Raw genomic sequence first — 13028 nt, 5'->3', positions numbered from 1 at the left:
AGCGTTTACCGGCGCAGTGAATAACCGCGCCGGTGCGGTTGTCAACGATTCGATCACCGATACTCACGGGGAAACGGGTCAGGGCACCGCACGTTTGTCACGCGGCGACGAGGTCTCGGCGGGCCGGGTGCCGGGCACGCGCACGGCCAGCAGCGCGCCGGCGAACGTCAGCCCGGCCGCGACGAGCAGGCCCGCGGTGTACCCGCCGGCCAGTGCCGCCCCGGCGGGGACGCCCGCTTCGAGCCGCGCCGCGCGCACCGACGTCAGCACGGCGCCGATCAGCGCCACGCCGAGCGCGCTCGACAATTCCCGGCCCGCGGTGAGCAATCCCGACGCCGTGCCGGAATACCGCCGCTCCACCACCTCCAGCGCGTGCGACGTCATCGGGACGGTGAAGGCCGAGCCCGCCCCGATCAGGACCAGGCCGGGCACGCGCGGCCACAGCGCGGGGACGTGGTTCACCGCGGCGAGGGCGAGCAGCCCCGCACCGACCACGGCCAGCCCCGCCGCCACCGTCCGAAGTGGACCGTGGCGGGCGACGGCCGCCGGCACCAGCGGCGTCGCGGCGACGACCGCCACCGCGACCAGTACCAGGGGCAGCCCGGCGCCGGCCGGGCCGAGCCCCAGGAACTCCTGGTGCAGCAACGGCGTGAAGAAGAAGATCCCGGAGATCCCCAGTCCCCACAGCAGCTGCAGGCCGAGCGAGCCGAGGAACACCCGGTTGCCGGTCAGCGCCGGCGGGACCAGCCTCTCGGCCGCCCGCCGTTCCCGCACGAGGAACGCCACCCCGCACACGGTCCCCGCGGCGAGCAGCGGGATCCGGAGCCGGGGTTCGGCCAGCGCGGTGGTGAGCAGCACCAGGCTCGCCGTCACCAGGATCATCGCCGACGCCGGTGGCGCGCGGGTCCCGCCCCCGCGGCCGGGCGGCACGGCCCCCGGCAGCAGGCCCAGCATCGCGGCCACGAACGGGAGGTTGACGAAGAAGATCCAGGCCCAGCCGCAGTATTCGCTCAGGACACCGCCGAGCGCGGGGCCGAGGGCCAGCGCGGCCGCCAGGCAGGCGGTCCAGACCGCCGCGCCGAGCGTCCGGCCGCGCGCGTCGAGGTTGGTCCGCAGCAGGCTCAGCAGGCCCGGCACCAGGAACGCGGCCGCCAGCCCCTGGAGCACCCGGGCGGCGACCAGCAGCCACGCCGAACCCGCCAGGCCGCCTGCCGCCGCGCCGAGCCCGAACGCGAGGAGGGCACCGGTCAGGGCCGGGCGGCGGCCCCAGCGGTCGATCAGCGCCCCCGCCACCGGCAGGAGCCCGGCGAACGGGAGCATGTACCCGAGCGCGATCCACTCCAGTGTCCCGACGTCGAGGGCGAGGTCGCGGGCGATGGACGGCGCGCCCGCGGCGACGATCGTGTTGTCCAGCGTCGTGACGAACGCGCCGAGCGCGAGCACGACCAGCGTCCGCCGGGTCATCGCGTGCTCCCCACCAGTTCGCCGCCGGCCGCGGCCTTCCGGCGCGGGAACCACCAGTTCGCCGCCCCGAGCCGGGCCATCACCGCGGGGACGAGCACGCACCGGACCACGACGGCGTCCAGGAGCACGGCGACGGTCAGCCCGACCCCCGCTTCGCGCACCACCCGGGCGTCCACGAAGGCGAACGAGACGAACACCAGCGCCATGATCACCGCGGCCGCGGTGATGGTCCGGCCGGTCGCCGCGACGCCGTCGACGATGGCGGCCCGCGGATCGCCGTGGCGGCGCCACGCCTCCTGGATCCGGGCGATGAGGAAGACCTCGTAGTCCATCGACAGGCCGAACAGCCCGGCGAACAGGAACACGGGCAGGTAGGGCTCGATCGGGCCGCCGAAGGCGAACACGACCGCGCCGGTCGTCGCGGCCGCGGTCAGCAGGTTCATCACCGCCGCGGTGAGCGGGATCAGCACGCTGCGGAACACCCAGGCCAGCAGCAGGACCGAAATCCCGACGACGGCGGCGAGGAACAGCGGCAGCCGCGCGGTGATCGCTTTCGCGAAGTCGGCCCGGGCCGCGACGACCCCGCCGACGTGCGCGTCCGGGCCGCCGATGACCCGGGCCATCACCCGCGTCGACGCGAGCAGCTCGCCGGTGGCCGGATCGCTCGCGCCCGTCCGCGGGAGCACCGTCAGCAGCCACGCTCCCCCGGGCAGCGCGGTGGGCGGGCCGACGTCCGCGCTCGCGAGCAGCGCTTCCCGCAGCGCGCCCACCGCGTCGCCGCCGCCGGTCCCGACCACCAGCAACGGCGCGTCGGCGCCCGGGCCGAAGCCTTCTTCGAGCAGCTCGGCCGCGGTCCGCGTGACGCTGCCGGGTGGGTCGGACGCGGCGCCCGGCACGCCGAGCCGCAGGCCGGCCATCGGGAGCGCGAGCACGGCCACGACCAGCAGGGCCGCCAGGGTGTACGGGCCGGGACGCGCGGTCACCGACCCCGCGAGCCGGGCCCACCAGGCCGCGCTGCCGTCCGGGCGCAGGCGCATCCGGCGGCCCAGGAGCCGCAGCAGCGCCGGCAGCAGGGTGAGGGCGGCGAACGCGGTGAGCAGCACCGAGACCGCGGCGGCGACCGCGATCCCGTCCAGGAACGGCAGGCCGACGGTGAGCATCCCGGCGAGCGAGACGCACACGGTGACGCCGGCGAAGACCACGCTGCGGCCGGAGGTCGCGGCCGCGACGGCCAGCGCCGCCGCGGGCCCGGCACCGTCCCGGCGGCCCTGCCGGTAGCGGGTCAGGACGAACAGCGCGTAGTCGACGCCGACGCCGAGCCCGAGCAGCGCGGCGATCTCGGTGCTGATCTTCGGCATGGTCATGACGTGCGACACCAGCGTCACCGCGGCCAGGGCGCAGCCGACCGAAACCGCCGCGGTGAGGACCGGGAGCAGGACGCAGGTCAGCGAGCCGAAGGCGACCAGCAGCACGACGGCCGCGGCGAGCAGGCCGATCCCGGCGTTGCCCAGGCCGGGGGCGGCGGCCGTCATCGCGGCGAGCTCGCCGGAAACGCCGGCGGTGAGGCCCTCGGTGTCACGGACGGTGGCGGCCAGCGCGTCGGCCGTCCCCGGCCCGAGGTCGGCGGCCGGGGCGTCGAACCGCACGGTGAGCACCGCGATCCGCCGGTCGGCGGACAGCCGGCCGGGCGGCGGATCGACGGACACGACGTGCGGCACCGCCGCCAGCCGGGCGGCGAGCGCGTCGAGCCGGACGCGGCCCGTGCCGCTGTCGGCCGGGCCGTCCTCCGAACGGACGACGACGCTTTCCCCGGCGTTACCGGCACCGAAAGCGCGCAGCAGGTTCGCCGCCGCCGTGCTGTCCGCGGCGGGCAGGTCCACCGTGTCGCGGAAGGCCGCGCCGGTGTGCGCCGCGGCGGCCACCAGCCCGCCCAGCGCCACCAGCCACAGCACGATCACGACGCCGGCCCGGCGGAAGCACCAGGAAACGAGCGCCGTCATCGGTGTTCTCCTCCCGCGTGCCGGTTGATCACGCTAACAACGGGAAGGGGCGCGAAGATACCGTCTCGGTTCACAAATCGAATTCCGGAAACCTTTGCCGCGGTTAGTGTTCCCACTTTGTCCGGGAGGTGACAAACTCCGGTGTGACCGTTGGGCCCGGCGTGACAGAACCCGCTCCGGGCGCAGGGGCGGCGGTTGCCAAGTCCGATCCCGTGTGAGTACATGACGTCCGCGCCGAGCACGGCGCGGATTCTCCACGAAGCGCGGCAAGGGGTGTGAGCCATGACCCGGACGATCACGCAGGCGGCGATTCCGCACCCGCGGGGCACCGGCCGCGCGCGGCAGCTGTGGTGCTCGCTGCCGGCCGAACTGGGGCGGCGGTTCCGGCCGCACGCCGACCAGCTCGCCCGGCGGATCCTCGAGGAGGTCCAGCGGGCCGTCCCCGAGTACGCCAAGCCCCTCGAGGGCGAGTTCGGCAAGATGATCGTGCTCGCGATCGAGCAGGCGGTGCTCGGCTGCATCGACAGCATCGAGGACCTGGCGTCCACACAGGACAATGGCGCGAAGCTGTTCGTGGAGGTCGGCAAGCGCGTGCACCACGACGGCGGCAGCCTCAATTCCCTGCAGGCCGCCTACCGCGCGGGTGGCCGCGCGGCGTGGCACTACATAGCCGAGCTGGGGCAGGCGCACCGGTTCCCGGCGGCCGTGCTGTGCGTCGGCGCGGAAGCCGTTTTCGCCTACGTGGACGAGATTTCCTCGTACTCGGTCGAGGGGTACACCTTGGCGCAGGCGATGGCGAGCGGCACGCTCGAACGACGGCGGCGCCGGCTGTTCGAACTGCTGCTGGCCACCCCGCCCACGTCCCCGGCCACGCTGGCGACCATGGCCAAGGCGGCGCAGTGGACGGTGCCGGAGTGGGTCACGGTCGTGGCGCTCGAGCCGCGGACCGAGCAGCACCCGCCGCCGTCCCCGCAGCTGGCCGGCGACGTGCTGCTCGATCTGGACGGCCCCGAGCCGTGCCTGCTGACCCCGAACCCGGACCGCGACCTGCGGGGCCTCGAAGGCCGGCTCCCGGGCTGGCGCGCGGCGATCGGCCCCCGGGTCCGCCCGGCCGACGCGGCGACGTCACTGCTGTGGGCGCGCCGCACGCTCGACCTCCTCCGCCGCGGCCTGGCCGGCGACGGCCCGGTCACGCACACGGCCGACCACCTGGCGACGCACTGGCTGCTGCTCGACCGCTTCCTGCTGGACGAGCTGTCGGCGAAAGCGCTCGCCCCCTTCGCGGGCCTGACGGTGAAGCAGCAGACCCGGCTGGCCGAAACGTTGCTGAGCTGGCTGGAGCACAACGGGAGCACGCCGGAGATCGCCCAGGCCCTGCGGATCCACCCCCAGACGGTCCGCTACCGCGTGAGCCAGCTGAGCGAGCTGTTCGGCGACCGGCTGGCGGATCCGGCGAAGCGCCTGGAGATCCAGATGGCGCTGTGCGCCCACCGGCTGCTGGGCACCCGGCCATCGACCGGCGAACACTGAGGGGCCGACACTGAGGGGCCGACACTGACGGGCCAACACCGACGGGCCCAGGCCGCCTTCACTGCCCTGGAGGCAGCCTCGGTCCTTGACCGTGCGCGGCCGCGAATCTAAGGTCGATCCAGGCTGTTAGCGCTAACAGTCGGTTGGAGGACGCACCGATGACCGCACCCGAGCTCACCCGGGAGTTGTTCGGCCAGGCCGGCGGAACCGACGTCCACCGGTACACGCTGGGGCGGCCCGGCGGGCCGGTCGTGCGCGTGCTCGACTACGGCGGCGTGCTCCAGTCGCTGGAGGCGCCGGACCGTGACGGCCACCCCGGCAACGTCGTCCTCGGCTTCGCCGAGCTCGACGCCTACGTCGCCAACAACCGGCCCGAAGCGGACCGGGTGTTCCTGGGCGCGGTGATCGGCCGGTTCGCCAACCGGATCGCCGGTGGCACCTTCACCCTCGACGGCGTCCAGTACCGGGTGCCCCTCAACAACGGCAAGAACAGCCTCCACGGCGGCCCGGCCGGCTTCGACACGCGGGTCTGGGCGGCGGCCGAGATTCGCGACGGCGACGGCGTCGCCCTGCGGCTCACGCTGGTCAGCCCGGACGGCGACCAGGGCTACCCCGGCCGGCTCACCGCCGAGGTCACCTACCGCGTCGACGCGCGCGACCGGCTGCGCATCACCTACCGCGCCACCACCGACGCGCCGACGGTGGTCAACCTGACCAACCACACCTACTGGAACCTGGCCGGCGAAGGGGCGGGCGACGTCCACGAGCACCGGCTGGAGATCGCCGCGAGCCGGTTCTGCCCGACCGGGGACGACCTGATCCCGGCCGGCGACCCGGTGCCGGTCGACGGCACGCCCTTCGACTTCCGCCGGGGGGCGCCGATCGGGGCCCGCGTCGGCGAACCCGACCCCCAGCTGGTGATCGGCCAGGGTTACGACCACAACTGGGTGCTCGACGACGGCGCGCCGTTCGCCGCCCGCGCGTGGGATCCGGCGTCCGGGCGCCTGCTCACCATGTGGACGACCGAGCCGGGCCTGCAGTTCTACTCGGGCAACTACCTCACCGCGGCCCTCACCGGCACCGGCGGCCGCCCGTACCACCGCGGCGCCGGCTTCGCGCTGGAGGCCCAGCACTTCCCGGACTCCCCCAACCGGCCGGACTTCCCCAGCACGGTGCTGCGCCCCGGCGAGGTCTACCACCAGGAGACGATGTTCGCCTTGACCACCGCGGACGAGCCGCCGGTGGCGTGAGCGACAATCGCGGGGCGCACGCGGAGTCCCGCCGCTAGCCTCGCCGGTCATGGGAGATCTTTCCGCCGTCGCCCGCGACCTCGCGCCCACCGGCCCGCTGCGCGCCGCGATCAACCTCGGCAACCCCGTGCTCGCGCACGGCACGCCGGCGCAACCGGGCGGGGTCACGGTCGACCTCGCGCGCGAGGTGGCGGCACGGCTGGCCGTCCCGGTCGAGTTCGCCTGTTTCGACGCGGCCCGCAAGTCGCTCGAGGCGCTGACCTCGGGCGCGGCCGACCTGGGCTTCCTGGCGATCGAGCCCGCCCGCGCGGCCGAGGTGGCGTTCACCGCGCCGTACGTCGTGATCGAAGGCGTGTACGTCGTGCCGGACGGCTCGCCCTTCACCACGCCGGCCGACGTCGACCGGCCCGACGTCCGGATCGGCGTCAAGCAAGGGTCCGCGTACGACCTGTACCTGACCCGGACCGTCCAGCAGGCCACCCTCGTGCGCGGCGAGGACGGTGTCACGGCGTTCGAGAACCAAGGCCTCGAGGTCGCCGCCGGAATCCGGCAGCCGCTGACCGCCTACGTCGCCGCCCACCCCGGGACCCGCGTGCTTCCGGGACGCTTCATGGAGATCCGGCAGGCGGTCTGCACCACCCCGGACCGCCGCCCGGAGACGATCGCGTTCCTGCACGACCTGGTCGAGGAGCTGAAGGCCACCGGCTTCGTCGCCGACGCGCTGCGCCGCGCGAACCAGGACGCGACGGTCGCACCGCCCGCCTGACGCGCTATTTGCCGGTCACGCCGTCGATCAGCTCGCGGCCGACGTCCACGTGCCCGGCGTGCCGGGCGAAGTTCTGGAGGAGGTGGCACAGGATCCACGCGAACGTGGGGTGCTCTTCGGCGCCGCCGCGGCGGGTCGTGCGGACGGCCCGGCCGTCCAGCGGGGTGACCGCGGCGAGCCGGGCACAGTTTTCGTGCTCCGCCAGGAAGAAGGCGGTGATGTCCGCCGACGGTTCCGCCGGCGCGACGAACCACTCCTGCTCGGCGGTGCGGGGCCAGGAGAAGTCGACGTCCTCGCCGGCGAACAGGTACCGGATCCAGAAGCGTTCGGTGCAGGCGAGGTGCTTGACCATGCCCAGCGGCGTCCAGCCCGACGGCAGCACGCTCCGGCGCAGGTCACGTTCGGAGAGGCCGTCGAGCTTGCGCAGGATGACGGCGGCACTGTGGTCGAGGTAGCCCACCAGCAGCGCGCGCGGATCGGCCAGCGTGGGAGGCGGTTCGGGCGTCTCGACCATGATCGAGAAGCTACTGGGCGGCGGCCCGCGACGCGGTGATCCCGCGCGCCCACGACGGGGTGACTCGCGCGTGGCCGGGAAAACGGGACAGTTCGGGGACAACTCCGCAGGGCACGCAGCGCAGGCCGGGCGCCGGGCCGGTGCACCCCGGGATGATGGCCCGGTGACGGAGAACTCCGCTTCGGGCCGGTTCACCGGACCGGTGTTCCAGATCGGGACGGTACGGGGTGACGTGCACGTCGGCGGATCCGCACCGGTGCACAGCTACTACCTCAGCCGCGTCGAGTCCTTCGCGCCCCGGCGCCTGGTCGATCGCAGCGAAGAACTCGCCGAGCTGGCCCGGTTCTGCACCGATCCCGCCACCGAAAGCACGTATGCCTGGTGGCGGGCCGAAGCCTGGTCGGGAAAGTCGGCGCTGCTGGCGGCCTTCGTGCTGGCTCCCCCGCCCGGGGTCCGGCTCGTCGCGTTCTTCATCACCGGCAGCCAGCCGGACCAGAGCGATCGCCGCGCGTTCGTCGACAACCTGCTCGAGCAGCTCTGCGCGCTGCGGGGAACGCCACTGCCGCCGTCGACCGATGCCACCCGCGAGGCGCAGTGGCGGGGTCTGCTCGCCGAAACCGCCGGAGACTGCCGCCGACGCGGTATGCAGTTCGCGCTCGTGGTGGACGGGCTGGACGAGGACCGCGGCCTGGACGGCAGCCACGACGCCCACAGCATCGCGGCCCTGCTCCCGGCGCAGCCACCGGCGGGGATGCGTGTGATCGTTTCCGGCCGCAGCAGCAGACCCCTCCCCGCCGACGTCCCCGACGACCATCCCCTGCGCGAGCCGGCGATCATCCGCCCGCTCGCCCCGTCCGCAAAGGCCCGGACCGTGCGCGGTGCGAAAGAACGCGACCTGAAACGTCTCCTCCGCGGTTCCCCGGCCGAGCAGGACGTCCTGGGCCTGCTCACCGCGGCGGCCGGCGGCCTCACCCTGCCGGACCTGACCGCTCTGACCGGCGCGATGGCCTACGAAGTGGACGACTGCCTGCACACCTCGACCGGGCGCAGCTTCGCCTGCCGCCCACCGGAGCGCGGCGGGCTCACCGACTACGTCCACGTCCTGGCCCACGAGCAGCTCCTGCTCTCCGCCCGGGAGATGCTGGGTCCCCGGCTCGCGGGCTACCGGCAGCACCTGCACGACTGGGCCGACAGCTACGCGGCGCGAGGGTGGCCACCGGACACGCCGGACTACCTCCTTCGCGGGTACTTCGCGCTGCTCCGGGTGGAAGCGGACCTGCCTCGCATGCTGGCCTGCGCCACGGACCCCCATCGTCACCGCCTGGCCCTGGTCCGTGCGGGCGGCGACGGCGCCGCGCTGGGGGAGATCACCGCAACGCAGAACCTGATCCTCGCCTCGGATCGCCCGGACCTGGTCGCCCTGGCCCGGCTCGCGGTCCACCGCGTGCACCTGCTCCGGGGTAACAGCAGGGTGCCACCGGCCGTGCCGTCGGCCTGGGCCAAGCTCGGCCGGACGGACCGGGCGGAAGCCATGCTCGAAGCCATCCGGCATCCGTTCGACCGCATCGCAGCCTTGGTCGCCCTCGCGGCGGTTTGCCGCGCCGACGGACACCCCCGCCAGGTAGCGAGCCTGCTGGACCGGGCGGAGGAACACGCAGCCGCGCTCAACCAGTTCTTCGGCGCCGGTCCGGTGCTGTCGCTCGCCGTCGCGGCGGGCCGGGCCGGTGATCACGACCGCGCCCGCCGCGTGGCAGCACTTGTGAAAGACCTTGCCGAACACGTGGAAGCACTCGCGCTGCTGGCCGGCGATGCCGCCGCCGAAGCACCGGACAGGGCGTGCGCCCTCCTGGCCGAAGCCGAGAAGCTGTTCGCAGGCGATGCGCGGCACGGAGGCGCCGAGGCACTGGGTGCGATGGCGGTGGCCTCCGCCGAACTCGGCCGGCGGGACCGCGCCGAGGAGCTTGTGGAGGAGGTGGAAACCACGCTGTCGGCGGACCGCCTCGCCGGCCGGTCCACCTTTCCGGGCCCGCTGGCGGCCGACATCGCCCGGACCGGCGACGACGAGCGGGCACTGCGGATCCTGGACACCGTGGAGCAGGCGGAAAATCGTGAGGAGTGGCTGCGGGCGGTCATCCGGATCACGGCCCGGCGGGACCGCCACCGTGCCGAAGCCATCGCTCGGATGACCTCGGAGCCCCTGCTGCTGTCCGCCAGGCTGGCGGACCTCGCTTCGTCGATCGGCAAGAACGACTGGGCCGCGACGACCCGCCTGGCGGCCGAGGCGCTCGACATCGCCCAAAAGGTGCCGGACCCGGTATGGCGCGGGAAGGCACTGATCGCCGTGGCCCCGGCGATCGCGGCGACCGGGAACCCACAGCTCGCTTTGACGATCACACGGGAGTACGCCGAGAGGGGCGATGACTCCGACGCGGTCTTCGCCGTGGCCGCAGCCCTCATCCGGACCGGCAATGCGGAGGAAGGCGCCGAAGTCCTCCAACTGACCGAGCACGTCGCTCGCGGACTCGTCGGCGAGAGAGACCAGCGCATTTCCGTGCTCTGGATCATGGCCATGGCCGACCACGGGGACTTTGACCGTGCGGAGCACCAAACCGCCCGGATGACCGACTCCAGGGCACGAGCGGCCGCCTGGGCGGCCATCACCGAAGGCGCGGTGGCGGCGGGCGAACTCGACCGTGCCGAGCAGGCGCTGTCCCGCATCGCCGACCCGGCACTGCAGTTGCGGCCGCGGCTGGACGTGATCCGGGCGGCTCTGTCCGCCGGCCTCCCGGAACGCGCGCGAGCCGTCGCACGGAACGCGGAGGACCCTCGGGACCGCGCGAGCGCAGTCCTGCTGGTGGCGCAGGAGACGCGCGACGGGGAGTTGCTGAGCGAGGCCGGGCGTCTCGTCGGCGCGCTCGCCGAGGCCGACGAAACGATGAACGGCTTGCTCGGGATGGTCGCGGTCACGGCCGGCTGGGGCGACCGCGCCCGCACACTCGCCTTGCTCGGCCGCCTTCGAGGCGTCGCCCAAGCGATCGAGAAAGACCTCGACGGCGACTCCAAGCTGCTGGCCGGCCAGGTGGAACGCGTGCTGAAGCTCTGTTCCACCAGGATCCGGAGCCTGACCCAGGTCAGCCGGGACGCTTCGACGTGGACATCGATCACGGAGGACCGGCGGTACGAGACGGCGACCTTCGTGGTTCCCGGCCGTTTCCCCATGATCGACACCCAGGGCCTCTCCCCGGTGCAGGCGCTGGCGAAGCAGCTGACCGAGGATGACTGGGCCTACGTCGCCGAAAAGCTTGTCGACCGCTGCCCCGACGCCTACCCGGCGATCATCGCCGAACTCGACAAGCTCGTCGCCGGCTGAACCCGGGGCGAATTGCTGGTTGGTCGCCGTCGTCATCGATACGACATTGCGTCTTCTCGACGGTCGCAACGAGTGCTACGTTCCTGGTGGCGGGCCGGCCGAGACCGAGGAGCGGCGATGAGGCTTTCTCCCAGCGCTCACACGGACTCGTTCTGCCGCGACCGCCTGCCACCCGGCGACCAGTGGCCGCGGCTGGTGTTCGACCTGCCGGAGCTGCACTACCCGGACCGCCTCAACGCCGCGACGGCGTTGCTCGACGAGACCGCCGCCCGCCTCGGCCCGGACCGCCCCTGCCTGCGCACCCCGCACGAGACGTGGACCTACGGCGACGTCCTCGCCCGCGCCAACCGGATCGCGCACGTCCTCACGGCCGAGCTCGGTGTCGTGCCCGGCAACCGCGTGCTGCTGCGCGGCGCCAACACGCCGTGGCTCGCGGCGTGCTGGCTCGGCGTCCTGAAGGCCGGAGCCGTCGCCGTCACGACCATGCCGATGCTGCGCCGCGGTGAGCTGGACAAGATCACCGACCGGGCACAGCCCACGGTGGCCCTGTGCGACGAGCGCCTGCTCGGCGAGCTGCCGCTCACGCTGCCCGTGGTGCCCTACCGCACGGGGTCCGGCGGCACGGGGCGCGCCGGACTGGCCGAACGCTGCGCCCGGTACCCGGCGACCTTCGCCGACGTGCCGACGGCCGCCGACGACGTCGCCCTGCTCGCCTTCACCTCCGGCACGACCGGGACGCCGAAGGCCACCATGCACTTCCACCGCGACCTGCTCGCCATCGCCGACACGTTCTCCCGGCACGTCCTCCGGCCCACCCCGGACGACGTCTTCTGCGGCACCCCGCCCCTGGCCTTCACCTTCGGCCTGGGCGGCCTCCTGGTGTTCCCGCTGCACGCCGGCGCGTCGGTGCTCCTGCTGGAACGCGCGACGCCCAAGGAGCTGGCGTCGATCGTCGCCGAGCAGGCGGTGACGGTGCTGTTCACCGCCCCGACCGCCTACCGCGCGATCCTCGGCGCCGGCGACGGGCCCCTGCTGGCCGGGGTCCGCCGCGCCGTCTCCGCCGGGGAAGCACTGCCCGCCGCCGTGGCCGAGCGGTACCGCGAGGTCGTCGGGTCACCGTTGATCGACGGCATCGGCAGCACGGAGATGCTGCACGTGTTCATCTCCGCCGCCGGCGACGACGTCCGCCCCGGCTGCACCGGCAAGGTCGTCCCCGGCTTCCACGCCGCCGTCCTGGACGCCGACGGCCGGCCCGTCCCGGACGGCACACCCGGGCTGCTCGCCGTCCAGGGCCCCACCGGCTGCCGCTACCTCGGCGATCCCCGGCAGACCGGCTACGTCCGCGACGGCTGGAACATCACGGGCGACACCTACGTCCGCGAGCCGGACGGCTACTTCCGCTTCGTGGCGCGCAGCGACGACATGATCGTCTCTTCCGGTTACAACATCGCGGCTCCCGAGGTCGAAGAGGTGCTCCTGACGCACCCGGACGTCGAGGAGTGCGCGGTCGTCGGCACACCCGACCCGGATCGGGGCGCCGTCGTGACGGCCTTCGTCGTGCTCCGGCCCGGCGTCGCCCCGGGCCCGGACGTCGTGCACGCCCTGCAGGAGCACGCCAAAGCCGTTGCCGCGCCGTACAAGTACCCGCGCCGGGTGCGCTTCCTCGACGCACTGCCGCGCAATGCCAGCGGCAAGCTGCAGCGGTACCTGCTGCGCGAGCGCTGACGGGGGTGACGGGCCCGCTGCCGAGGTGGGGTGGCGGTGGGCCCGTCACGTCTGAGGGGTGTCGAGGACATGACTCAAGACTAGCCGAGGATTCGAACACATGTTCACGGCCATTCGAGTGGACTCCAACTACGAAAAGTCACGGCAGACCCCGCTTTCTCGGACCCGGCAACACTTCCGGGTGACAAACAGTCCTCAATGGACACTGCCTGACCACCGAAGACGAAGGCGTCGCCGCCATGCGGGACCCCGTCACCGGACCCGCCGGCCGCACCACCCCGGAGGGGCCGTTTCCGGGCCGTCACCGGCAAAACCGCCCACACCGCCCTGACCTGCAGCGAGGACAATCACTCCGGCGCGCCGCCGAGGCGGTGACAGGCCCCGCGACCGGACCCCATAAAGTCTTCGC

At 73.4% G+C, this 13028-nt stretch carries 8 protein-coding genes; 5 read left to right on the top strand and 3 right to left on the bottom strand.

All coding sequences use genetic code 11. From position 1 onward, the window contains the following. Positions 1 to 78 precede the first annotated feature (78 nt). Both C2L58_RS03710 and C2L58_RS03705 read right to left on the bottom strand, forming a co-directional pair. Positions 79 to 1464 carry an MFS transporter gene (locus tag C2L58_RS03710; RefSeq protein WP_103335837.1) on the bottom strand — a complete coding sequence of 462 codons (1386 nt, stop codon included), beginning with the start codon at positions 1462 to 1464 and terminating at the stop codon, positions 79 to 81. Then, the gene (locus tag C2L58_RS03705) at positions 1461 to 3464 is read right to left on the bottom strand and encodes an MMPL family transporter (protein WP_103335835.1); all 2004 of its coding nucleotides are present in this window, start codon (positions 3462 to 3464) and stop codon (positions 1461 to 1463) included. Before C2L58_RS03705 ends, C2L58_RS03710 begins: the two co-directional genes overlap by 4 nt. Before the next feature lie 282 nt (positions 3465 to 3746). On the opposite strand from C2L58_RS03705, the gene C2L58_RS03700 reads away from it, so the two are divergent. The 3 genes from C2L58_RS03700 (at position 3747) to C2L58_RS03690 (ending at position 7010) form a co-directional block, all read left to right on the top strand. Then, on the top strand, positions 3747 to 4994 hold the full coding sequence (locus C2L58_RS03700; RefSeq protein ID WP_103335834.1) for a helix-turn-helix domain-containing protein: 1248 nt from the start codon (positions 3747 to 3749) through the stop codon (positions 4992 to 4994). 158 nt (positions 4995 to 5152) lie between these two features. Continuing rightward, on the top strand, positions 5153 to 6244 hold the full coding sequence (locus C2L58_RS03695; RefSeq protein WP_103335832.1) for an aldose epimerase family protein: 1092 nt from the start codon (positions 5153 to 5155) through the stop codon (positions 6242 to 6244). 49 nt (positions 6245 to 6293) lie between these two features. Next, the gene (locus C2L58_RS03690; protein ID WP_103335831.1) at positions 6294 to 7010 is read left to right on the top strand and encodes a transporter substrate-binding domain-containing protein; all 717 of its coding nucleotides are present in this window, start codon (positions 6294 to 6296) and stop codon (positions 7008 to 7010) included. Between the two features lie 4 nt (positions 7011 to 7014). Here the strand turns inward: C2L58_RS03690 and C2L58_RS03685 are convergent, their stop codons facing one another. Beyond that, entirely contained in the window at positions 7015 to 7524 is a 510-nt protein-coding gene (locus C2L58_RS03685) for a DinB family protein (protein ID WP_103335829.1), read from the bottom strand. Between the two features lie 163 nt (positions 7525 to 7687). Between C2L58_RS03685 and C2L58_RS03680 the strand changes: the two genes are divergently transcribed. Both C2L58_RS03680 and C2L58_RS03675 read left to right on the top strand, forming a co-directional pair. After that, entirely contained in the window at positions 7688 to 10894 is a 3207-nt protein-coding gene (locus C2L58_RS03680; protein ID WP_103335828.1) for a hypothetical protein, read from the top strand. A 117-nt stretch (positions 10895 to 11011) separates the two neighbouring features. Next, entirely contained in the window at positions 11012 to 12619 is a 1608-nt protein-coding gene (locus tag C2L58_RS03675; protein ID WP_103335826.1) for an AMP-binding protein, read from the top strand. The last annotated feature ends 409 nt before the right edge of the window (positions 12620 to 13028 follow it).

It is taken from the genome of Amycolatopsis sp. CA-126428, from assembly GCF_002904335.1.
GTDB lineage: Bacteria > Actinomycetota > Actinomycetes > Mycobacteriales > Pseudonocardiaceae > Amycolatopsis.
This window is presented reverse-complemented; position numbering and strand designations above follow the sequence as displayed.